This is a genomic window from Kitasatospora sp. NPDC051984, assembly GCF_044593455.1.
Lineage (GTDB): Bacteria > Actinomycetota > Actinomycetes > Streptomycetales > Streptomycetaceae > Kitasatospora.
In genome coordinates this window covers 1-22,178 of sequence record NZ_JBIUCB010000045.1, presented here as the reverse complement: position 1 = coordinate 22,178, position 22,178 = coordinate 1, and the positions used below count along the sequence as shown (strand labels likewise).

General features: G+C 73.5%; 22 protein-coding genes. 7 read left to right on the top strand and 15 right to left on the bottom strand.

Features of this window, described 5'->3' with window-relative positions; all coding sequences use genetic code 11:
- Positions 1 to 2,490: 2,490 nt before the first annotated feature.
- The 3 genes from ACIHEI_RS36690 to ACIHEI_RS36680 form a co-directional block, all read right to left on the bottom strand.
- Positions 2,491 to 2,754, bottom strand: coding sequence for a hypothetical protein (locus ACIHEI_RS36690; RefSeq protein WP_396609879.1), 264 nt, complete (start codon positions 2,752 to 2,754; stop codon positions 2,491 to 2,493).
- Positions 2,755 to 3,210: 456 nt separating this feature from the next.
- Positions 3,211 to 4,851, bottom strand: coding sequence for a hypothetical protein (locus ACIHEI_RS36685; protein ID WP_396609878.1), 1,641 nt, complete (start codon positions 4,849 to 4,851; stop codon positions 3,211 to 3,213).
- A gap of 75 nt (positions 4,852 to 4,926) precedes the next feature.
- Complete coding sequence (locus tag ACIHEI_RS36680; RefSeq protein WP_396609877.1) at positions 4,927 to 5,187, bottom strand: hypothetical protein; 261 nt, start codon at positions 5,185 to 5,187, stop codon at positions 4,927 to 4,929.
- 258 nt (positions 5,188 to 5,445) lie between these two features.
- Between ACIHEI_RS36680 and ACIHEI_RS36675 the strand changes: the two genes are divergently transcribed.
- On the top strand, positions 5,446 to 5,922 hold the full coding sequence (locus tag ACIHEI_RS36675) for a hypothetical protein (protein WP_396609876.1): 477 nt from the start codon (positions 5,446 to 5,448) through the stop codon (positions 5,920 to 5,922).
- 64 nt (positions 5,923 to 5,986) lie between these two features.
- Here the strand turns inward: ACIHEI_RS36675 and ACIHEI_RS36670 are convergent, their stop codons facing one another.
- The 12 genes from ACIHEI_RS36670 to ACIHEI_RS36615 form a co-directional block, all read right to left on the bottom strand.
- Complete coding sequence (locus ACIHEI_RS36670; RefSeq protein ID WP_396609875.1) at positions 5,987 to 6,667, bottom strand: hypothetical protein; 681 nt, start codon at positions 6,665 to 6,667, stop codon at positions 5,987 to 5,989.
- Complete coding sequence (locus ACIHEI_RS36665) at positions 6,664 to 7,086, bottom strand: DUF3307 domain-containing protein (RefSeq protein WP_396609874.1); 423 nt, start codon at positions 7,084 to 7,086, stop codon at positions 6,664 to 6,666. Before ACIHEI_RS36665 ends, ACIHEI_RS36670 begins: the two co-directional genes overlap by 4 nt.
- A gap of 99 nt (positions 7,087 to 7,185) precedes the next feature.
- A complete protein-coding gene (locus ACIHEI_RS36660; protein ID WP_396609873.1) occupies positions 7,186 to 7,668 on the bottom strand; it encodes an AAA family ATPase in 483 nt (160 codons plus the stop codon).
- Entirely contained in the window at positions 7,668 to 8,048 is a 381-nt protein-coding gene (locus tag ACIHEI_RS36655; protein ID WP_396609872.1) for a hypothetical protein, read from the bottom strand. Before ACIHEI_RS36655 ends, ACIHEI_RS36660 begins: the two co-directional genes overlap by 1 nt.
- Positions 8,049 to 8,254: 206 nt before the next feature.
- A complete protein-coding gene (gene tpg, locus ACIHEI_RS36650) occupies positions 8,255 to 8,806 on the bottom strand; it encodes a telomere-protecting terminal protein Tpg (protein ID WP_396609871.1) in 552 nt (183 codons plus the stop codon).
- 83 nt (positions 8,807 to 8,889) lie between these two features.
- Complete coding sequence (locus ACIHEI_RS36645; protein WP_396609870.1) at positions 8,890 to 9,243, bottom strand: hypothetical protein; 354 nt, start codon at positions 9,241 to 9,243, stop codon at positions 8,890 to 8,892.
- 100 nt (positions 9,244 to 9,343) lie between these two features.
- On the bottom strand, positions 9,344 to 11,851 hold the full coding sequence (gene tap / locus ACIHEI_RS36640; protein WP_396609869.1) for a telomere-associated protein Tap: 2,508 nt from the start codon (positions 11,849 to 11,851) through the stop codon (positions 9,344 to 9,346).
- A gap of 481 nt (positions 11,852 to 12,332) precedes the next feature.
- Positions 12,333 to 13,805 (bottom strand): replicative DNA helicase, encoded by a 1,473-nt coding sequence (gene dnaB, locus ACIHEI_RS36635; RefSeq protein ID WP_396609868.1) that lies wholly within the window; start codon positions 13,803 to 13,805, stop codon positions 12,333 to 12,335.
- 80 nt (positions 13,806 to 13,885) lie between these two features.
- Positions 13,886 to 15,013, bottom strand: coding sequence for a hypothetical protein (locus tag ACIHEI_RS36630; RefSeq protein WP_396609867.1), 1,128 nt, complete (start codon positions 15,011 to 15,013; stop codon positions 13,886 to 13,888).
- Between the two features lie 62 nt (positions 15,014 to 15,075).
- Complete coding sequence (locus tag ACIHEI_RS36625) at positions 15,076 to 15,201, bottom strand: hypothetical protein (RefSeq protein ID WP_396609866.1); 126 nt, start codon at positions 15,199 to 15,201, stop codon at positions 15,076 to 15,078.
- Between the two features lie 331 nt (positions 15,202 to 15,532).
- Positions 15,533 to 16,267: a glycosyltransferase family 2 protein gene (locus ACIHEI_RS36620; RefSeq protein WP_396609865.1), complete on the bottom strand. Its 735-nt coding sequence runs from the start codon at positions 16,265 to 16,267 to the stop codon at positions 15,533 to 15,535.
- Positions 16,264 to 17,067, bottom strand: a complete 804-nt coding sequence (locus tag ACIHEI_RS36615; RefSeq protein WP_396609864.1) for a GntR family transcriptional regulator — start codon at positions 17,065 to 17,067, stop codon at positions 16,264 to 16,266. Before ACIHEI_RS36615 ends, ACIHEI_RS36620 begins: the two co-directional genes overlap by 4 nt.
- A 405-nt stretch (positions 17,068 to 17,472) precedes the next feature.
- Here ACIHEI_RS36615 and ACIHEI_RS36610 point away from each other — a divergent pair, with 405 nt between their 5' ends.
- The 6 genes from ACIHEI_RS36610 (at position 17,473) to ACIHEI_RS36585 (ending at position 21,929) form a co-directional block, all read left to right on the top strand.
- Positions 17,473 to 18,024: a hypothetical protein gene (locus ACIHEI_RS36610; protein WP_396609863.1), complete on the top strand. Its 552-nt coding sequence runs from the start codon at positions 17,473 to 17,475 to the stop codon at positions 18,022 to 18,024.
- A 249-nt stretch (positions 18,025 to 18,273) separates the two neighbouring features.
- Positions 18,274 to 18,660, top strand: a complete 387-nt coding sequence (locus ACIHEI_RS36605) for a hypothetical protein (protein WP_396609862.1) — start codon at positions 18,274 to 18,276, stop codon at positions 18,658 to 18,660.
- A gap of 459 nt (positions 18,661 to 19,119) precedes the next feature.
- Positions 19,120 to 19,293, top strand: a complete 174-nt coding sequence (locus ACIHEI_RS36600) for a hypothetical protein (RefSeq protein WP_396609861.1) — start codon at positions 19,120 to 19,122, stop codon at positions 19,291 to 19,293.
- Between the two features lie 130 nt (positions 19,294 to 19,423).
- Positions 19,424 to 21,031 carry a DUF2637 domain-containing protein gene (locus ACIHEI_RS36595; RefSeq protein WP_396609860.1) on the top strand — a complete coding sequence of 536 codons (1,608 nt, stop codon included), beginning with the start codon at positions 19,424 to 19,426 and terminating at the stop codon, positions 21,029 to 21,031.
- 158 nt (positions 21,032 to 21,189) lie between these two features.
- Complete coding sequence (locus tag ACIHEI_RS36590; protein WP_396609859.1) at positions 21,190 to 21,699, top strand: hypothetical protein; 510 nt, start codon at positions 21,190 to 21,192, stop codon at positions 21,697 to 21,699.
- The gene (locus ACIHEI_RS36585) at positions 21,699 to 21,929 is read left to right on the top strand and encodes a hypothetical protein (protein ID WP_396609858.1); all 231 of its coding nucleotides are present in this window, start codon (positions 21,699 to 21,701) and stop codon (positions 21,927 to 21,929) included. Before ACIHEI_RS36590 ends, ACIHEI_RS36585 begins: the two co-directional genes overlap by 1 nt.
- The last annotated feature ends 249 nt before the right edge of the window (positions 21,930 to 22,178 follow it).

Genomic DNA, 22,178 nt, shown 5'->3' with positions numbered 1-22,178 from the left:
TTCGCTCCGGCGGCCCGGGATGGCTGAGGCTGGATCAGGCGGTTGAGCTGGTCTTGTGGCTGACGGGGGGTCGGCCTTCGGCCGGGCTGACTGGGAGTGGGGTGGCTGGCGCGGTGCGCGGGCGCGAGTCGGTGGCGGGCGGGGTCGAGGGGGCGGGCGGGCAGCCGCGAGGGTGCCGGTGGAGCGATCCGGGGGTGGTCGCGGTGGACCAGGTGGCCGGGTCCTTCTGGCCTTGCTTCACTTCTGCGTGTCAGTCGATCCCGCCGGATGTGGCCTCCCTCTTGGGGAAATGGGCCGCTCCGGACCGATCGGAAATGGGCCGGATAATCGGCCTGCTTTCCCGTAGAATTCGGGTCGGCCCGTGTATCAGAAACCCGGTGTCAGATCATCCCGCCGAATGGCCTGTGTGGATTCCAGGGATTCGGTTCCCTTTCAGGTTCTCTTTCGAATTCCCGTTGGGGTGCTCTTTCGGGGCCTGCTGGTCGGCTGCGGCCGGGTCGGCGGGCGGGCCGGCTTCCTCATCCGGAGCCCTCTCGGCGGCGGGTGTGGGGAGCGGCTGTGCCGGTGGTGCTGTCGCGATGCGCCGAGGGGCGGGGGTTGGGGGGTGTTTGCGCTGGTCACAGGGCATAGCAGCACCCCCTGTCGCGCCCTTCTCGGCGGGGTCGCTACAGGGGGTCGTGACAGGGGTCGGGCGGCCGGGCCGCCACCGCAATCCGCTTCCGGGCACGGTACCGGGTGGGGCCGGTCGTCCGGGCGCGGCACACGGTGGCGGCCCGCCGGGCTGAGCCGGGGCGGTCCTGCCCCGGGACCAACGAAGCGGGCCCTGCCCGGTCACCGACCCCGCCGGGCTCGGCCGCCCCGAACCGATCGCGGCGGCCGCGGCCAGGCGGACGCGGGAGAAGAGGCCGAGCGCCGGTGAGTGACCCCGCCCCTGGACCGACCGCGCCCAACCCGCCCGCCACCCACTCACCACCAGGACCAGGCGCACAGAGGTAAGTCGGCCCGGTGAGAGGGCCCGAATCCTGGGCCTGACCTGCGGGAACAGCCAGATGGCAGGTCGAGGTGCGGAACCCTAAACGAGCAGCCAAACGAGCAGCCAAACGAGCAGCTAGACGAGCACCTAAGCGAGCAGCCAAACGAGCAGCTGAACGAGACCGCGGGTGCGGGTGTTCGGCGGCCTGGTCGTCGTCGTGCTCCGGCCCGGCCGGGCCGCTGGGGAGGGCCAGCGCAGCGCCGCCGATCCCGTCCGGCACCACCGCCCACCCACCACAGCAGGAAGAGGGGCCAGAGACAGGGATGTCGGAATTTCCGGGCCCCTTGGATGGGGCTCTGAACTGGCCGTATGCCAGCCGTCCGCTGGACCTGGGGGTCCGGCGTCAGGACCTGCGTCAGGACCTGCGTCAGGACCTGGGGCAGGACTCAGGCCAGGACCTACGTCAGGACCCGCCGGGGCCGGCCTCCGGCTGCGCCGCCCGCCCCCTGCTCGATCGCGGCGGCCGCCGCCAGGCGGGCGCGAAGGAGAGGCCGAGCGCCGGTGAGCGGCCCCGCCCCGGGCCGACCGCGCCCACCCCGCCCACCACCACCCATCACGACCAGGACCAGGCGCACAGGGGTAAGTCGGGCCGGTGAGTTGAGGCGGGTCCGGGCCTGGCCTGCGGGAACGGCCGGGGGCAGGTCGAGGCGCTGAACCCCGAACGAGACCTCCAGCGAGACCCCGTACGAGAGTCGGCGGCCCTAGCCGTCGTCCGGCCTGGCCGGTCCACCGCCACCCGTTCCGGGGGCGCAACCAGAGGCCGACAGCCCGCCGCAGGCGCGAACCCCGAACCGCCAACCGACCAAGACGCAAGACCAAAAGACAAAGGAGAAGGGGTTGCCGGAGTTTTCCGAGCCCCGGTCAGGTGCCTTGAGCTGCGGTGATACCAGGTCAGGCCGCAGGGCTGGGTGCCCACAAGACACCCCGCAAGGGAACCGGAGAGGTGCCCCACAAGGCGTTCCACAAGGCGCTCCACAAGATGCGGGGCGGGCCCGGCCGCCGCCGTCCGGCCGGCCGCAGGCGCCGAAGAGCAGCGCCGCGCCGCCGATCCCGTTCACCACCACGACCACCCACCACACAGCAGGAGAGGGCACAGACCAGTGCGCGAGGACCCACGTCAGGACCTGCGTCCGGCGGGCCGCCGGGCCCGGATGCTCAACGGCCTGGCCGTCGCCGTCCGGCCGGCCGCAGGCGCCGAAGAACAGCCCGCGCAGCGCGGCCGATCCCGACCGGCTCCACCACCAGCCACCACCGCAGCACAGGGCCCACAGAGGGATGTCGGAATTTCCGGGCGGCCCGGCGGGGCCTGTGGCCTGGGCGGATGCGGCGATGGCGGCCGGGGAGGGGGGACCGTCATCGGAAGCACCATCGGAAGTGCCGTCGGAACCAGCATCGGAAGCGGCCGGGCCGGGAGAGGTTGCTCCGGGGACTCGTCAGAGTTCGTTGAGACGGGTCACTCAGCCCTGCGCGGCCGTCTGGCCGGTCAGGGCGACGAACTGCGCGCTCAGCCGCTCCGCTTCGGCGCGCACCGCCAGGTCGGTGGGGGCGTCGGCGAACTCCACCAGCGCGGTGTGCAGCGCGGTGAGCAGTGCGACGGCGGCGGTGCCTTCGTGGCCTTCCTGGCGGTACGTCGTGATCAGGCCTTCCACCGACGCGGCGAAGGCTCGGGCGCCCTCGACCTCGGCGGTGATCTGGTCGGCGGGGAACGGGCGGGTGGTCACGAGGCGGTCCTCCATCGGCCGGCCCCGGCGTTGGGCCGGGTCCTGTGGGCTCGACGGTAGCCTCCGCGGACCGGTCCGGGACGGCGTTCCGGTCGGAATCACCCCTGGAACCTCGTACACCTCGGCCCGGTGGAACAACCCGCCACCGGTCAAAGTCCGTTGAGACGGACCGCTCCTCCAGCGGCTGCCGGAGACAGGTGGAGGCAGATGGAGACAGGTGGCGCGCGAAACGCCCTCACCTGGGGAAACGGGCCTCCCATGACACAGATGACACAGATAGACCGGGGCAAAGCGGACACCTGTGTACGGCTGTCGCCCCACCTGTCTCCACTTGTCTCCACCTGTCTCCACTTGTCTCCACCTGTGTCCGGCACCTGTTCCACCTGTGTCCGCTGTTCCACCTGTGTCCGCGCCGGGTGGGGACCGGGCGGCCGGTGGGTTCGGTGCCGGCCGGACTCAGGCCGGGTCGAGGTCCGGGTTCTGGCGGAGCGCCAGGGAGACGCTCCGGGCGGCGCTGCGGGCGGTGGCGTGCCGGACGGGACGGTCCTGGGCGTCGACCAGGTAGACGGGCGGGTCGCCGAGGCCGACGAAGGCCACCCAGCCGTCGGCGCCGCCGAGGCGGTCCTCGGCCCAGCCGACGGCCCGGTCGTCGCGGACGACTAGGCACAGGTGGTCGCGGCCGGTCCAGCCGCGGACCTCCCAGCCGGGGCCGATCTCCGGCAGCACGCTGGAGTAAGCGGTGGGGCCCAGGCCGCGCCGGTCGGGCGGCAGCAGATCGAGCGGGTCCGGCTGCGCGTCGGGCGCGGTCGGCGCGGGCGCGGGTGATGCGTCGCGGGAGGCTTCGACCCGTTCCGGTGATGCGTTGCGGGAGGCATGGAGTTCCGGGCGTGATGCGTCGCGGGAGGCATCACGCTCTCCCCTTGATGCGTCGCGGGAGGCATCAAGGGGTCGGGGCGGAACGACCGCCGCGGCGGCCCGGGCGGGCGGGCTGACCGCTTCGGCCGGCGCCCGCTCCGCCCCTTGGACGGGCGTCCGGGCAGTCGGGCTTGGTGCCTCCCGGGAGGCATCGAGTTCCCGCTCGTAGTCGGCCTGCGCCTGCCGCACGGCGGTGCGCGCGCGGGCCAGCAGCTCCTCCGCCGCACGCTCCAGGCCGGACAGGGGCAGGCGCAGCAGCATCCGGGCGGTGATCGGGCTGATGTCCGTACCGACCCCCTTGTCGAGGGTCTCCGCGAGGCCGCGGGCGGCGCGGTCGACGAGCGCGCCGAGGGCGGCGATCTGCTGCGTCGCCTCGCTGTCCAGTGGCTCGCGCGAGTCATCAAGGTTGGTGGCGGTCAGCGCGGCGGCCTGCTTGTCCTTGGTGCGGGCGCGGTACGCCTTGGAGGAGCAGGCCCGGCCGCAGTAGGCGGGGCGCTGCCCGGGGCCGTCGCCGCGGATCGGCGTGCCGCACACCTTGCAGCCCGGCCCGTCCGACCCGCCCGTTTCCTCTTCGATGCCTCGCGCGTCAGTTCCCATGATCGTCATCGTAGGCGCGGGGTGGGACGGCGCGGCCCGACGGGCGGCGGGCACCGCCCGCTGCACCGTGTCCGGCTGCTGCACTGGGTGCCGCGCTTCGCGCTGCGCGTGCTGCACCGGCTGCGCAACGTGCCGCACTCCGCGGCGCGCCAGAGCGGCCAGTGCGGCGTCCACATCCGTCTGGCCGCCGTCGCCGGCGAGCAGCTCCTTCACGAGCGCCCGCTCCTGCGCGGTGGCGCCGGTCCACGGATCGGCGACGTCGGACAGCGCGGCCCACGCCTGCTCGATGAGCCTGGAGCCGTTCGCCGCAGCGTCGGCCGGCCGGGCCGCCGCCGCGCGCAGCGCGCCCAGGACGACGGCGTGGGCGCTGTACTCGCGGGTGCAGCGCAGCCGGTCGGCGGCCAGGCCGGGGACGTCGGCGAGCAGGCGGGCGGTGACCGTGGCGACTGGGAGGCCGTCCAGCCAGGAGACCAGCCAGGTGCCGGCGCGCTCCTGGTGGGCGCGCGGCGCGCAGTTCTGTTCCTCGGCGAGGGCGGCGACGGACGCCTGGATCCGTCGGCCGCCGTGCCTGCCGCTGTCGTTCACGTCCGCTCTCCGTCCCTCCGGCTGCCCGGCGTCCTTCCATCGCGGCCCGCCCGGGGCGGGAGCGGCGCCGGGCCGTCACGCCCCGGCGGCGGGGATGCCGGGCAGGCATTCCTCGTTGTGGGTGGCCAGCCACTGGCGTTCCTGGCCGGTGGGCACCGGGTGGGGCAGGCGCACCGTCTCGGCCAGGACGTCGAGGACGTCGTCGGGCGTCTGCCCTGGGTGGTGCTGGACGGCGTGGCCGCGACCGGCGGCCAGCAGTTCCTCCACCGGGTCGCCGTCGAGGACGTAGGCGGTCGTCTCCGCGCACAGCGCGCACCGGACCCACCGCAGATTCATCGTCACAACCATGCCGTGAGTAACGACCGGGAACGCCTGTGGAAACGGCACCTGGTGGGAGGTGAATTCACGGCCGGGCGGCCGGTTTGGGCATATTCCTGCGCGGGTGGTTCGGAGTGGAATTGCAGGAAGATCCTGTTTGGAAATGTACTTCACTTCAACGTCGCGGTTTTGGGAGGGGATGGGGCCGGGTCGCCGGGGCGGCGCGGCCCGTCCGGTCGGCCGTAACCTGGGCGGCCCGGGCGGGGTTGGACGGGTATGGACTCTCTCTCCTATGTAGCCATCACCGGCCCGTTCCAGCCCGCCCCGTACACCTTGGACGAGGAGGAGGAACGGGCCCTGCGGCAAGTCCGTGAGGCCGGGCAGGAGGCCGCCCGGTGGATGCGCACGCTGGCCGAGCGGCAGCCGGAGCACGCCCACGCCCAGGCGCTGCTCAATGCTGCGGAGGCGGTCGAGGAGGCCACTGGGGCGGCGGTCGTGCCGGGCGGGGACGGGGAGGCGCTGGACAGCCTGCACCGTTCCTGGCTGCTCGCGTCGATGGTGATCGGCCCGGCCTACCACGACGACGACCGGCGGACGCTGCCCGAACTGACCGCCGCCGAGCGCCTGGCGGTGGTGGCGGTGTGCGCGTTGGCCGCCTCAATGCCGGGCTCGGTGGTCGGCTACTGCCCACTGGAGCTGGACGTCCTGAGTGACGCCCTGGCGGCCGCGGTCCGGGCCAACCGGGGCGACTGAGCGGCCGTCCGCGAACGCGGAGAGGGCCCCGCCGGTGGTCGGCGGGGCCCTCGCTGTCGGTGGGTCAGCGGTCGGCGCGGCGGCCGGTCAGCTCGTTCCGGGCGGCTTCCAGGGTGCGGTCGGCCTGGCCGTACTGGGCCAGGTAGTGCTCGGCCAGTTCCTCCACCGCGTCGGCGGCGGGCCCGTCGCCGTACTCGTCCCAGGCGTGGACCAGCGCCCAGGCCGCATCGGACATGTCGCCGAGGATCGCCTTGCGCACGGACAGCCAGCCGAAGCGGCCCATCGGATCGTCGATCGGGCAGCCGCCGGCCTCGATGTCGGCCAGGCGCGCCTCGTGGGCGTGCAGGTCGGCCTTCGCCTGGTCGGGGGTCGGGTAGTCGGCCGCGAACTCGTCGGGGGTCTCGGTCTCGAACACGGTGGTGGTCTCCTTCGCGGCGCGGTCGGTGGTGGTGAGGATGGCGGGCAGGTCCCTGTGCAGGGCGTGATCGGCGGCCTCCAGGAGGGTGCGGGCGCGGTCGGTGCCGGGCTCCAGTGCGGCGTCGGTCAGGAGGGCGAGGACGTCCTCCAGGGCCTCGGCCTCGCCGTGGCGGTCGGCCCGGTGCAGCATCTCGACCGCCTCGAAGACGAACGCGGCGAACAGCGCGGGGGTGACGTCGGCCGCCTGGGCGCCCAGCAGGCGGGCCAGGGCGGGGCCGTGAGCGGCCGTCAGGGCCGCGAGTGCGGCGTTGTCGGGGTGGTGGTTCACGCGGCCGCTCCGATCAGGACGGCGGCGGGGAACAGGCCGACGACGATGTGGGCGGCCTGGTCGACCAGCGGCGCGCCGCCGCGCTCCAGGAACCCGGTGCTGCCGGTGTGGGTCATCCACCAGGCGATGATCCGGCGGCGGTCGATGATGCCGTGGGTGCCGGCCACCCACGCGATGGCGGCGGCGGTGGGCCAGATTGGGGTGGTGAGGCCCAGCGCGAGGTCGGCGACGGCGAACAGGCCGATCATCGCGCCGAGGTGGCCCAGGACGTGCCGGCCGTTGGCCCGCCAGCCGTCCCGGCCGGCGTCGGCCTTGTGCTCGACCATGTGGTCCGTCTGGATCAGGTAGTCGCCGATGTAGTGGCTGACGAGCAGCAGCAGGAAGGCCGCGACGAAGACGGCGGCGGAGTGCGGGAACATAGGGGTGACCTCCCGGTCGGTTTGCTGTCTGGCGGGGTCGACGGGGCGGCCGGCTTTCTTCGCGGGATGACGGCCGCCCCGGCTGTTCGTGTCGGGGCATCAGGTGTAGTGGCGGATCTCGTCGATCCGCTCGGCGGCGAGCTGGGCGCGGGCGTCGGCGGCGAGGCGGTGCGCGTCGAGCAGGTACCGCTCGGGAACGCGCTCCGGTCCGGAGCGCCGGCCGTTGCGCAGCAGCAGCTGGTCGACGGGCGCGTCGATCAGGACCGCGACCGTGGGCCGCCCGTAGCGGCGGGCCAGGTCCAGCAGCGGTGCGCGGTGCTCCGGCAGGAGCGAGCAGTTGTCGACGTAGGTCGTCTCGCCGCGGCGCAGCCGCATGGCGAGGATCTGCTGCTGAAGCACGAGGGCGTCGGCGGTGGCGTCCTGGTCGCCCGGGCGGGAGACGGCGGCGCGCAGCCGGTCCAGGGAGACGATCCGGTGGGCGGCGACGTCGCGCAGCAGGGTGGACTTCCCGGCGGCGGGAGGGCCTACCAGCAGCACGAGGGCGCCGTCGGGAACGGGGCCCAGGACCGGGGCGGCGGGCATCAGCGCAGGCCCGCGCGGCGGCGGCCGGTCTCGTACTTGCGCTGCATCGCGCTGCGCTTGGACATCGGGTCGCTCTCCTCCGGGTCGACCAGGCGCGCCAGCTCCGACCAGGACGTGCCGCTGTCCTTGAGCGCGACCAGCAGCGCGTCCTGGCGGCGGGCGAGCTGCTCGATGAACCAGGAGACCGCCTTGAGCTGCGCCTCGGCCTCGGTGCCGGACGCCGTCACCTGGGTGGGACGCATGGGGTCGCCGAGCGCGGCGAGCATGTTCTCCAGGTGTCCGGTGCCGCGGGCCTTGGCGAGCCAGCCCTCCGGGTCGTCCGTCTCGGATGCGCAGTGGATCAGCCAGCCGCCGTCGGGGTGGTCGGTGAGTGTGAGCACGGGTTCCTCCCTCCAATCACTGTACGCAGGTGCGTACAGAAAGAAATGTACGCCCCTGCGTACAGTGATCACAAGGGGTTTCGGGAAAGTCGCTGAACGTCGCGGCCGGACGTCGCGGAAACGGGCTGGGACAGCCATGTCCCAGCCCGTTGTCCCGGCCCGGCCCGGCCCGGCCCGGGCGGCGGCGTCGGCCGCCGCCCGGCGGCCTACAGCCCGGGCCGGAGGTCCATCCATGCGATGTCGTTCAGCTCGACCTCGTCGAGGCTGTCGGCGCGGGTTCCGCCGGCCTTGAAGTACTCGTCGCGCAGGGCCTCGGCGAGGATCCGCTCCTGCTCGGCCTGGCCGGCTCCGGCGTCGCGGGCCTCGTACAGGCGGCGGGCGACCGTGCCGGGCATCTTCTGGGTGATGATGCGCGGCCGGGGGTCGTCGGTGGTGTTGCGGCCGGACGTGTAGCCGATCGTTCCGCTGAGGGTCAGCATGAAGCCGTTGGCCTCGGCCGCCCTGCGGACGCGCTGCTTCACGCGCGGCTGCCAGGCGGTGCGGACCTTGGCCTCGATGGCCTTCGCGGCGGCGGGCTTCGGGGTGCCCTGGCCCTTGAGCCAGCGCTGCACGGTCCGCTGGGAGACGCCGAGGTCGGCGGCCAGGGCCCTGGTGGAGCCCTTGGCGCCCTTGAGCAGGAACCGCATCCGGGCGGGAACGGACTGCGGGATCGGCTTGGTGCGTTCGGCCCGCTCCAGGCCCTCGTCGATCTCCCCCATGGGGCTGTCCTTCCTCGTCGTCGTCGTGGTTCGTCGTGGTTCGTTGTGGTGGGGCCCGCCCGGCCGGTGCCGGGCGGGCGGTGTCACAGGGTCCAGCCGATCAGGGTCAGGCGGTGGCCGCGGTCCTCCAGGTCGCGGCGCGAGGCCGCTTCCTCGCGGGCGTGGACCAGGGGCAGCACCAGGTCGCCGCCGCCGCTGGTCGGGACGTCGTTCCACACGCCGCCCGTCTCGTCCAGCCACACAGCGGTGTGGTCCTCGCTCGGCGCGGCGGCCGGCACCGCGACGCCCGCGTCGGCCGCGGCGCGCAGCCAGGCGTCGGCCTGGGCGGTCAGGTCGGCCCGGACCTCCGGCCTCAGGCGGTTCCAGGCGGCCGAGCCCCACTTGGTGTTGCGCCAGTACGCGGCGGCGAGCTGCTCGGCGCGCGGGTCGTGCTCCATCGGGTGCTCCCCTTGGTCCGGCCGCCGGTCGGCGGCCGCTGCTGACAGGTCGTGCGGTGCGGGGCCGGGTCCGCGCGGTGCGGGCCCGGCCCGGGGCCGGCTACTCGTCGGCGGACACCTGGCCGCCGGTCTTGATGTGCCGGGCCGGGTTCGCGCCGCCGGCGAGCAGCTCGGCGACCTCGGCCATCGGCCGGGAGCCCTCGAACTTCACCAGGCCGGGGCTGACGCCCAGGCGCAGCGAGGTGGTGAGGGTGCCGTCGGACGTGGTGAGGACGTCGAGGGCGCCGGGCCCGGGCGAGGCGAACACCGCGCAGTCGGAGAGCACCGCGACGGCGTACAGGCCGGTGTCGGCGGCCATCTTGCGGAGCTTGCGGTGGAGGTTGACGGTGGCGGTGTCGATGATCAGGGCGCGCATGAGCGGGTCCCAGGTCGGGCGGTCCAGGGCGGCCCAGCGCTCGCCGTATTGGTAGTCGAGGCCGCGGGGGCGTTCGCGCATCTTGCCGATGGTGCCCTTGGCGGTCTGCTTGATCGCGGTGAGGACGGCGAGCTCGGCCGGGTCGCCGGTGGTCTTGAGGCCGGCCATGGCGTCGAGGAACGCGACCGGGTCGGTGTCGGCGAGGTCGGCGGGGACGCCGAGGGCGGCCATCGTGTCCATGTACGCGGCGCGCAGGTGCTTGTGCCAGGGGTCGAGGTACGGGCCGGACTCGTGGCGCAGCCAGGCCTCCAGCGGGCGGACGTCCGCGCCGAGCTCGACGGCGTAGGCGAGCTTCGCGGTGGAGTACCAGGCCGGCCCGGCGGCCGGGCGGGTGCCGTCCGCGGTGAACGGGCTGGGCAGCAGCGGGTCGGTGTCGATGCCGGACAGATCGGCCAGCCAGCTCCCGGGGATCTTCTTGTCGAAGACCGGGTGGAGCTCGTGGACCGGGCCGGACAGCGGCAGGGTGAGGCGGCCGGCGGCCGCGAGGAACGCCATGTTGACGTCCAGGCCCACCGCGAACGGCGCCGCCTGCTCGGCGTCGGTGAGGGGGCGGTGCCAGTCCCACGCCTCGGTGACCAGCGCGCCGCCCGGCTCCCGCCCTTGGGCGAGCGGGTGCATCTCCGGCACCTCCGGCGGCGCCGGGTCGAAGGCGGTCTTCGGGCGGGAGCCCTCCACCGGCCCGGACGTCCAGCCCGCCTCGGTGCGCACCGCCCTGGTGGGCGGGCGCAGCGCGGTGACGAGGTCGAGGCCGGAGACGGCGGTGGAGCCGCGCGGGGTCAGGACACGGGTGGCGTAGGTGCCGAGGACGCGGGCCAGGCCCGGGGCGTCGAGGCCGGCCGGGATGGTCCAGCCGCCGGAGCCGAGCGCTCCCCAGGCGGGGATGCACAGCTGCACGCAGACCCGCTTGCCGTCCTCCGGAGTGCGGTAGATCCGCGCCCACGGCCCCAGACCGCGCTGGGTGAGCAGCCACCCCGCCTTCTCCAGCTGCTTCACGGCCTTGTGAGACTTCGGGAGCTGGCCGAGCCGGGGAACAAACTCCTTCTTCTCGTCCCGCCCGAGCGGCGGCAGGCCGAGCTCCGCGAGCGCCGCGTCGGTGACGACGACCAGGGCGTCGCCGTCCTTGCCGTTGCGGTTCAGGCGCGGCGAGCCGAGCCCCGCCCCGAGCGCCCACACCACCAGGCCGGCGAGCGTACGCCCTGTCGGCGCGGTCTGCGCCTGGGTGCCGTCGGCGAGATACGCCACCAGCGCCCTGCCGGACGGAGCGACGTCCACCACCGCCAACGGCCCGGCCGGGAACCGCGCCTGCGCGGCCTGCTCCCAGTCCGCCGGGCCCGCCTCGGCAGCCGCCTTCTTCGCGGCCGCCTTCTTCGCGGCCGCCTTCTTCGCCGCGGGCTTCCGCGCCCGCGAGGACGCAGCGGCCGGACGCGACGACGGCACGGCCGCTGGACCGGCCCCGGGGGCGATCGGGACAACAGCGACGTTCGGGTGGCGGGCGAGCGCCTCCAGCGCGGCCTGCGACGGCCCGGCCGGCTCCACCCGGGTGTGCCGTTCCACGACCGGGGCCGGCTCCTCCCGCACGGCCGCAGGGGCCGGGGCGGCAGCGCACCAGCCGCCCATGTGCACCGGGCGGCCGCCGGAGCGGTACGGGGTCGGGCGGCCGCACCGCACACACGGCTCGGGCTCCGCACTCAGCAGCTCCCCGGACGCGGCGCGGTCGAGCTCGACCACCGCCTGGTCCGCCGTGTCACCGCCGAACGCCGCCGACACCGGCGCGGCCGGCGCGGCCGGGGCGGCCGGGGCGGCCGGGGCGGCCGACGGAACCCGGGCGGCGGGCACGAGGCCCGCGGCCTGGGCCAGGCGCAGCCAGTCGGAGGGCTCGACCGTGCCGTGGCGCAGCGCCAGGGAGCCGAGGAACCGGATGTAGGCGGCGCGCTTCGGCGGCCGCGGCTCCGTCGTCCCGGCCTCCCAGCGCACGATCGATTCCCGGCGCGTGCCCAGCGCCTTCGCCAGCTCCTCCTGCGTGAACTCACCGGCCCGGCGCAGCCGCTCCCGCTCGACGGGCACCGGCAGGTCGTCGACGGGCACCGGCCGCTCCAGCAGCGCGTCGATCGCCCCGAACAAGTCGTCGGTCATCAGTCAGCACCTCCCCTTTCCAACCCCAGCCTAGCGCGAAAGTCACTCGCGGATCGCACTTTTGGATGTAACTAGCTCGATCGGGCGTATCCCGGAACCGTGTGATGGAGCACCGTAGATTGCGAGTGGTGCACGGTAGTTTGCGAGTCGCCCAGGATGATCACCTGACCTGGGCTTTTACTGCCGCTGCGGGGCCGTTCCGCAGCCAGCACTCGCAAGATGTCGTGCTCCAACCTCGCAAAGTGCGGTGCACCGCCTTGGCCCTGACCAGCGGGTTCTAAACGATCACTCGCAAACTGCGGTGCTCCGTCACAAACCGAAACACTGGGCGCGGCCCCACAGGGCCCGTGAGCGCCCGTTCGCGGCGATCACCGCCCGCCCAGTCCGGACAGGCGGTGATCGGCCGTCAGAACGGCGCAGGGGCCTTCCTATTGACCTCCGTCGGGCGGTCATCGACCGCCCGGTGGCCCCGGGAGGTCGGTCAGGTGACGTCGCGGGTCATGTCGACGAACCGGGAGTAGTGGCCCTGGAAGGCGACGGTGATGGTGCAGGTGGGGCCGCCCCGATGCTTGGCGACGATCAGGTCGGCTTCGCCGGAGCGGGCGGAGGCTTTTTCGTAGGCGTCCTCGCGGTGCAGCAGGATGACGATGTCGGCGTCCTGCTCCAGCGAGCCGGACTCGCGCAGGTCGGAGACCAGGGGCTTTTTGTCGGTGCGCTGCTCGGGTCCGCGGTTGAGCTGGGAGAGGCCGACCACGGGCACCTTGAGCTGCTTGGCGAGGAGCTTCAGGCTGCGGGAGATGTCGGAGACCTCCTGCTGGCGGCTCTCGGGACTGCGGGTGCCGGACTTCATCAGCTGGATGTAGTCGATGACGATCAGGCCGATGCCGTGCTGCTGCTTGAGCCGGCGGGCCTTGGCCGCGACGTCCATGACGGTCAGGTGCTCGCTGTCGTCGATGAACAGCGGGGCCTCGGCGTAGTCGGTGTAGTACCGGGAGAAGCGGGACCAGTCGTCGTCGGTCATGTCGCCGGTCTTGATGTGGTGGTGGGAGATGCGGGCGTGGGCGGACATGATCCGCTCCTCGATCTCCTCGCGGCTCATCTCCAGGGAGAACAGCGCCGAGGGGATCTTGTTCTCGATCGAGCAGGTGCGGGCGAAGTCCACGGCGAGCGTGGATTTTCCCATGGCGGGCCTGGCGGCGATGATGACGAACTGTCCGGGGCGCAGGCCGCCGGTGACGGCGTCCAGGTCCTTGAAGCCGGTGGAGACGCCCTGGAGGCCGTTTTTGGTGTGCTTGCGGGCCTCGATGCGGTCGGCGAGGGACTCGGCGGTGGCGCCGAGCGGGCGGATCTCGGTGGAGGTGTCGCGTCCCAGGACGCCGAAGAGCTCGGACTGGGCGGCGTCGACGACCTCGTGCACGTCGCCCTTGCCGGCGAAGCCGAGGCCGGCGATGCGGGTGCCGGACTCGCTGAGGCGGCGGAAGACGGCCCGCTCGTGGACGATGTCGGCGTAGTACTCGGCGCTGGCGCCCACCGCGCCGTTCGCGCAGTCGTGCAGGTAGTCGGTGCCGCCGACCCGCTGGAGTTCGCCGCGGCGGGTGAGCTCGCCGGCGACGGTGATGGCGTCGGCCGGCTCGCCCTTGGCGAAAATGGCCAGGATCGCGTCGTGGATGAGCTGGTGGGCGGGCCGGTAGTAGTCGCCGGGCTGGAGCACGCCGATCACGTCGCCGATGGCGTCCTTGGACAGGAGCATCCCGCCCAGGGTGGCCTTCTCCGCGGCCAGGTCGTGCGGCGGGACCATCTCGATGCCGCCCACCTGCCCGTCCCGGTCGCGGCCGGACCTGCCGGCGCGGGAACGCTTGCGCGGACCGGGCTCCTGGTTGTCGTACGGGTCCTCGGGGACGTCGAGGTCGTCGGGGGCGTCGTTGAGATCGGCGTGCTGGTGAGGGATAGTCATGATCAGGCTCCTAGCTGGGGTCTGCGGCGGCCGGGCCTTTCTCAGGGGCTCCCGGCCGCCGTGCTGCGTTGCGGGGTACTTCAGCGCGCGAACCGCGCCTGCGAAGGGTGGCAGTCCGGGCAGGGCATGATCCGGTCGCTCTCGATGTCCGGGTCGGCGATGGTGCGCATCATCAGGCTCAGCGGCTCCTGGCCGTCGTTGCACTTGCCGCACCACTCCGGCGTCCGGGGCCGCTCCTGCCCGCGGGGCTGGGCGGGAAGGGCGGCGGCCCGCTCGTTCTCGGCGCTCTCCTCGCTCGCGAACACGGCCTCGCGCAGCTCCAAATTCTTGATCCGAAACTCCAGCACCGTGCTGTGAACGCGCGGAGCGGCCTTGCCCTCCTCGGCCCGGGTCAGCCAGGCCCGCAGCGACAGGTCGAGCTCCCAGCCGGTCTCCTCGCAGGCACGCACCAGCTCCGGCGCCAGGCCGCGAGCCTTCAGCCGGCCCACCGCCCACTTGCCGGGCAGGCGCATCAGGAAGTTGAGGGCGGCCAGGAGCCGCTCCGGGTCGACCGGCGGCAGCTCGACAGCAGCAGGGACGGAGTCGGCACCAGTCGGCCCGGCAGCACCGTCCTTCCCCGGCGCAGCCGCCGCGCCACGCGAGTGGCGCCCGTGAGGGGAGGGGGAGGAGGTAGTTCCTACCTCCCCCGGGGGGTGTGGGGGGTTGGAAGCGGACTCGGGGAAAACTCCATTTCGGCTCTGACCTGCGGAAACGTGCCCGTTCCGGCCTCGGGTTTTCCCCGAGCTCGGGTTTTCCCCGATTTCGCTCTGACCAGGCGAAATCGGGTTTTCCCCGAGTCCGCCGGACGCCCCGGGCTCCGAACTCGGGTTTTCTCCGATTTCGTCCCTGACCTGCGACGATGCCTCGATGCCCTCGGCGACGTAGGGACGGTTGTTGGCCGGGTTGCGGTAGACGTAGATGACCCACTTCGGGCGCTTCGTCTTCTGGTCGTAGACGGACTCGCGCCTCAGATGGCCAGCCTTCGTGAGCCGCTTGGCGATCACTTCGAACCGGTCCAGGCTCATCTTCCAGCCCATCGTCCGCAGCCCCGCCGCCAGCGTCTTCGCATCAGCCGGCTGGCCCGGGTTCATCAGCAGAAGCGCGGCCAGGACCCCGAGGTCCTCCGGCTGGAGCCCGGCCGTCTCGATGACTGCCCGCTGGAGCAGCACCTCCTCGGGTGCCTCCCACCCTCGGAGAAACGCGGTATCGCCGAACGACGGAGCGGACCCGCTCACGCGTCACCGCCCAGCGACGCCTCGGCGGCCTGCGTCGCCTGGTAGCCGGCGCAGCCCGTCAGGAGGAGCCCGGCCTGGACGGTGCGGTGGTGCGCGGCGCGGCGCGGCAGGGTGGTCGTCACGGGACCGACCGTCCCGTACCCGGCCTGTGGACAGACGGGCGAGAAACCGCCCGTCCGGGTGCTGCGGAAGCGCATGTTCGAGCCTTTCCGGCCCGGTACCGGTGTCTGCCAGGGAACGCCCTGGGTACACTCGGCCGTAGACCAGTAGTGAGGTCGAGCTAGAGCCCCGAATCCAGTCCGTAGCGGCAAACTACGGACACCAAACGGATGAGGGGCTTCTTGCTTTGCTGACCTGATCTTGGGTGTGTGGTGGAGAGACTACGCCCTGTGGCCGAACGGCTCCGGCCCGCTTCTGCGGCCCGACCCGAGACGGGGCGGGCCGCAGAGCTTGCTACCGCCTCAGCGCTTCGGTGTGCTTCCGAATGGCACCCATGCGTGCCTCCCACTCCTGGCCCTTCGTGTGAGAGGCGTGGGCGGTGGTCTGCTCAGGGTGCTTGCGGTAGTGCAGCCCGGTCTCCTCGATGAAGTAGCCGTTGCTGAGGACATCGAGGGCCATCAGCAATGCGGTGTCCTCGGAGGCCGGCAGAGCCATCCATCCCCCGGCCAGGGCGAGGAGGTCCGCCCGGACACACAGGGTGGCGGGGTGTACCTGCGGCCGATGCGACGTGGACCAGTAGTCGAAGAGGGCCCCGCGGGTCATGCGGCCGCCGTCCGGGTCGCCGAGGGTGTAGTGCCGCAGCGTGCCGTCGGGCATCAGATCGAGGACTCGGGAGACGGTCCAGCCGACGTCAGGATGTTGCTCCAGGACGTCGATGTCGCGGCCGAGCGCTCCCGGCGTGAGGACGTCGTCCGCGTCGAGGACCTTGACCAGGGTGCCGCTGCTACGTCCCCAAGCCATGGTGCGGGCGACGCCAGGGCCGCCCGTGCGGGAGCCGCCGGGCTTCACCCGCAGATCGGTGCGGAGGCCGGCGGGTACCTCGCTGCCGTCACCTCCGTCGACCTGGATCAGCCACTCCCAGTCCCAGCCGTCGGGCAGGATCTGCGCGGCCAGCGACTCGTAGGCGGTCGGCAGGTAGCGCAGCGCTGCGGCGTGGACCGGAGTGACGATCGAGACGAGGCCCTTCACTGGGTCCACCTTTCGAGCTGTACCGAGTACCTGAACTCGGTGCGGTCGCCGGGAAGGATGACGTGGGAGTACTCCACCACTTCGCCCTCGGTGGAGATCGAGGTCTTGTCGAGGATGAGCACCGGGCTGGCGGAGGGGATGGCCAGGTGCCGCGACTCCTCCGGGGTGGCGAGCCGTGTACGGATACCGTCCTCGATCACGTCGATCTCGATGCCCACGGTCCGGAGCTGGTGCTGGGTACCGCCGGGCCACGGCTCCCGCTTGCTGTCCAGCAGCGCCGGATTCCGGGCAGCCACCGCGTGCACCAGGTACGAGTCGATGAGCGACATCGCGGTCGGCGATCCCGGCGTGCTGTGCCAGTAGTGGCGGTGCAGCAGCAGCGTGCCCACGTCCACCCCGAAGCGACCGGCCAGGTCGTCGTCGGCCTGGACGGTGTTGAACGCGGCGTGGCACTCGATCTCTTCGTGCGCGAGTCCGGTGTCGTGCTCGACCACCCCGGACTCCCGGCGCGTCGTGCTATCGAGCAGTGCTCGCCTCTTCTCCCAGGCGTACCGGTCCTGGTGACGCCTGACCAGGCGCGGGGGCCGACGGCGCACGCTGGTGCCGTGCCCCCGTGTCGTAGTCACGAGGCCCTCGCTCTCCAGGGCGCTATAGGCCGCCTGAACGGTGGTCTTCGAGCCCATCCCCGCAGCTACCTGCTCACGGATCAGGGGCAGGGAGTCCCCCGGGCGGTACACGCCCTCTCGGATCTTCGCGGCGAGATCGTCCGCTAGCGCCTGCCACTTGGGCACCTTCTGCATCGTGTCACCCTCCTCTCAGTCGGTCGCCAGTGAAGCATAGTCCCGGGACTACATCAACCGTAGTCCCGGGAAAACATCGCGTGGCCGGGATTGTTGACAGTCTCGACCCTGCCTGTCATTGTCGTCCTTGTCGCCCAGTAATCCCGGGATTACCGACCGGGGTTGACTAAGTGTCAGCTCTGGGCGCGTAGCGAAACAGCGGTGTCACCCGTCTTCGGGCGGTGGCGGCGGGGTTGATGCTCTAGCTCCCCCGGTGTCGGACGCCTACATAGCACTACCGAACGATCTTCGAGCAGCGTGCTGCGCTGCCTGTCCGTCAGGACACCGGCCATTGGCCGGGCCTGGCGGGCGGAGTGCGCAGCAGCTCCCGCTCCCCGCCCCTTCGCCCTCGCCTGGGAGGTCCCGATGTCCCGTACCCGCACCCGCCGCACCTACGGCCGCGCCCCGCTCCTGCTCAGCACGATCAGCCCGTCCGACCTCAGCATCCTGTCCGGCCTGCAGCTGGCGATGGTGTGCCGGGTGTGCGGCACCTGGCGCCGGATCGTCGGCGACAGCGACCTGCGGGTGATCGGGCACGAGCGCGACGGGATCGACGGTTCCGGGGAGCGCTGCCCCGGCGGGACTCGCCAGGTCGTCCTGGACGTCACGGTGGCGCAGTGGCAGGCCGGGCTGCGCCGCGAGCGGGCCGAGGCGCTGTCCGCGGAGACCCGCCGCTCCGCGCGCCAGCACTACAAGCCGCTGCCCGCCGAGGCCCGCGCGGTGGTGCACCTGGCGCAGGGGCGGCCCGCAGCGGCCGAGCCGACGTCGGCCGACCTCGCGGCCCGCCGCCGCGCCTGGCGCGAGACGGAGCGCGCCGTGCGGGAGGCGGACCGGCTGCGCGCCGAGCCGCTGGCCGGCGCGCTCGCGCCGATCCGCAGCTGCCACGTCCCGACCGAGCCGCCCGCCCGGGCGGCCTGACTCCGCACCACTTCCGCACGATCGACCACGGCCGCCGCCCCCCCCCCCCCCCCGGGGGGGGGGGCGGCCGGGGGGGGGCGGGCCCCCCCCCCCCCCCCCCCCCCGCCCCCCCCCCCCCACCCGGGGGGGGGGCGGCGGCCGTGGCTGCTCGTACGACCAGCCAGCACACGCGAGAGGCCCCGGGGATTGCAGCCCCGGGGCCTCGTCGGTCGCGCACCACCCACCCGTAGAAGACGAGAGGACACGACCGTGGACACCATCATGACGGACCTCGACGCGCTGTACGACCGGTACGCCGCGCAGGTGCGCGCCGCCGCCGCCGAGCAGCTCGCCGCGATCAGCCCGGCCGCGACCGACCTCGACGAGGACCTGGCCGAGGCCGTCTGGGACGACGTCGCCGCCGGCCTCTACCCCGAGGACCACCGCGGCCTGGACGGGCTGCTCGTCCTGCTGCGCGACCAGGTCCGCGCCGTCCGCGCCCGCGCGGTCGCCAGCACCGAGGCGATCCGCGAGGTCGTCACCGACCTGGACGACCTCGCCGACGAGCCGCCCGCCGCGATCACCGTCCTCCGGCCGCTCCCGGCCACCGCCTCCGCCGCCGTCGCCGCCCTCCGCATCCTCCCCACGGCCGTGTGACCGCGATGGCTTCCGAAGCCCTGCTCAAGCTGCTCGCCGCCAAGGCCGCCGCTGCCGCCGCGAAGGCCACCGCCCACGCCGCCGCCGAGGCCCTCAAGGCCATCACCCCCGGAGGATCGAAGTGACCCGCACCGACATCGCGGCCCCCCGCGCCTTCGCCGGCGGTACTCCCGTCACCACCCCCACCACCCCGCCCGCGCCGCCTGCCCCGCCCGCGCCGCAGCCCTCGAAGTAGGGCCCGCCGCACCGCTTCCCGTCCCTGCTCCTGAACAGCACGCACGACGGCCCCCCGGAGGCGCTACCGACGCCTGGACCCGGGGGGCCGTTCGCTTGGCCGACCACATCAACTGGAGGACCGATGAACGACCGTACCAGCGACCCCGCCCCCGCCGCCCCCGGCGACAGCGACCCGGACATGGACGAGGCGCTGCGCCGCGTCCGCTCCGGCCGGTGAGCGCGATGAGCGACCGCCTGCTGCTCCTGCTCGTGTTCCTCGGCGGCGTGGCGTGCGTGGTCGTCGGCGTCGCCCGCGGCGACCGCCTGGCCATCGGCTACGGCGTGCTGTGCCTGATCTTCGGCACCGTCCTGCTGATCGCCCGCGCCGTCCGGCGCCGCCGTTACGCCCGGCGCTGACCGCCCCTCCCGGCCCGCTTCGGCGGCTCCGGCCGCCGCTTCGGTGACCGCTCGCCGCGCTTCGGCGGCGGGCGGTCCCGGTTCGGCAGCACTGCTTCTCACTCCCCCCGACCCCTCAGGAGGACGCCCCGTGGCCACCGCCGCGCTGCCCCTGCGCGAGGCCGGCACCCCTGCCGCCCCGCTCCCGACTCTGCTTGTTTCGGCGTCGGCCGCGCCCGCTTCGGTCGCCGCCCCGCCCGCTTCGGCGGCTCCGGCCGCCGCTTCGGTGACCGCTCCGGCGGCCGCCCGTCGGACCCTTTCGGGGGTCGACGTCGTACTCCTGGTCGTCCTCGGCCTGGGCGCCGCGGCGGTCGCCGGGATCGGCTTCGCCGGGTCCTACAACGCCGTGTACGCCCTCGCCAAGACGAAAGGCTTCGGCGACGACTTCTCCCGGTTCTTCCCGATCGGCGTGGACGCGGGGATCGTCGTCGCCCTGGCCGCCGACCTCTACCAGGCGCGGCGGGGCCAGAGTTGGCCGGTCCTGCGCCCGCTCGCCCACGGCCTGACCCTGCTGACGATCTGGTTCAACGCCTCGTCGGGCCAGGTCAGCATCACGGCCGACCCGCTGGCGGCCGGGATGCACGCGGTGATGCCGTGCTTGTTCGTGGCCGTGACCGAGGCGGCCCGCTGGCTGGTGATGCGCGCGGCCGCGATCGAGGCCGGCCACAGCGGTGTGCCGCTCAAGCGCTGGCTGCTCGCCCCGTTGCCGACGTTCCGGCTGTGGCGGCGGATGCAGCTCTGGGCGATCGCCTCCTACGTCGAGGCCGCTGAGATCGAGCAGCGCCGGGTGGTCTACCGGGCGATGCTCAAGCGCAAGTGGGGCAGCGTCCGCAAGGCGCCGCACGACCTGCGGCTGCCGCTGACGATGGCCCGTCACGGCCTCACCGTCGAGCAGGCCCTGATGCAGCCTCAGCAGGAGATCGAGCGCGAGCAGGCGATCGAGGACGCCCGCCAGGCCGCCCTGGAGGCGGCCGAGGAGCGGAAGGCCGAGCGGGCGACCCAGGCCCGGATCGCGGCGCTGCGGCGCAGCGGCGAGGTGGAGGCGGCCGAGCACGAGGTGACGTCCTCCACCGCGCAGGCCGCCATCGCCGCCAGGGCCGCGACGGACGCCGCCGAGCAGGCGGCCGCCGCCACGGTGGCGGCGGAGGTCGCGGCGGTTCAGAGCGCGGGGGCGGCGGAGGCCGAGGCCCGCAAGGCCGCCGCCGCCGAGCAGGCCGCCGAGGCTCGCAAGCGTGCCGCCGAAGTGGTCGAGCAGGCCGCCGAAGTCGAGCAGCGCGCCGCCGAAACGGCCGAGAAGGCGGCCGAAGCCAAGCGCAAGGCCGCCCAGGCGGCGGCCGCCGAGGCCGAGGCCAACCGCAAGGCCGAGGAGGCCAAGGCGGCCGAGGCGATGGCCAAGGTCGGTCAGGCCGCCGCCCTCCAGCGCGCCGCCGAGACCGAGCAGCGGGCCGCTGAGCTGCGCGAACAGGCCGCTCTGATCGAGCTGCGCGCGGTCGAGTTGGAGGACGAGGCGAAGTTGGGCGTGCGGGAGCGGGCGGCGCGCCGTCTGGCCCGGGTGATCCTCGGTCAGTACGGCGGTGACGCGGAGGCGATGCCGTTGGAGGAGGTCTCCTCCCTGCTCGGCCTGGCCGAGTCCACCGCGTCCGAGCGGCGCAAGGAGGCGGCCGAGCTGATCGCGGTCGGCTACGGCCCGCAGCAGTAGCAGGCGTCCGGCACCACCAGTGAGGGCCGTCCCCGGGAGATTCCGGCGGGCGGCCCTCGCTGCGACTGCCGGAAGCACAGCAAGCAGTCGATCTCGACCGGGACGAGCGAACCGCCCTGGTCAGCACCCGTTTCCCCCGCGCACCCCAGGAGTCAGCCATGGACCAGTCCGCCGCCGCGAACCGCATCGACCAGTACCACCGGCTTTTCGCTTCCCTGTCCGCGGTGACGGCCTGGACGCTCTCGCGCCAGCAGGAGCACACCGCCGACGCCGACGAGTACGACACCGCGCTCGCCGCGCTGTCCACCCTGCTGCGCTCCGAGCACATCGAGGGCGACGGCCGGCTCTCCGCCCTGCTGCGCGCCCGCCGCGTCGAGAAGCACGTGCGGAAGTTGCGCGAGGCCTCGCGCGAGCAGGCCCGTGCCGCCGAGTCGCTGCGCAACGCGTTCTCCGCGCACGCCGCCCTGGTGGCGGCGCTGCCCCAGCAGCGCGCCGCGAAGGCCGAGGCCAAGGCGCTGCGCAAGGGCGGCCGGGCCTCCGACGGGGCGGACGTGAAGGCGCTGCACAAGTCCGGCCCGGCGGCGGCCCCGGCCCCGGCCGCGCCCGCCGGCCCGCCGCGCACCGAGCCGGTGCGGGGCATCGGCGACCTGTGGCAGCGGGGTGCCTGATGGCCGAGCAGGTTCCGCTGACCGGTGCTCAGCGCCGGGAGTACAACCAGCGCCGCCACGCCCAGCAGCGCCAGCAGCAGATGGCCGAGCGCGGCGCCCTGGGCGTCGCCGAGTTGTGGTTCGACGAGGCCCGGCGGATCGCCAAGCAGCGGGCGGCGAACGGCGACGAGAGCGCGCTGCACGACCTGGCACGGACCCTCAGCAACTGGGCGGACCGCCACAGGGCGTGATGTTCATCTTCATCATCATCACCGGTGGGGCACCCTCCGCCTCGCGTAATGCGGGCGCGCGTGCGCTCGGGCGCGTGTGCGCGCGAGGATGCCCCATCCGGTGACTGTCCGTCAAGGAGAAGACATGGACGACGACTCCAGCAACGTGATCAGCTTCCGGCCCCGGGGCGGCTCCGAGCCGTCCTCGCCGCCGCCCCACCCCCCCCCGCCCCGCGCCCCCCCCGCCCCGCCGGGTCCTCCCCCGCCCCC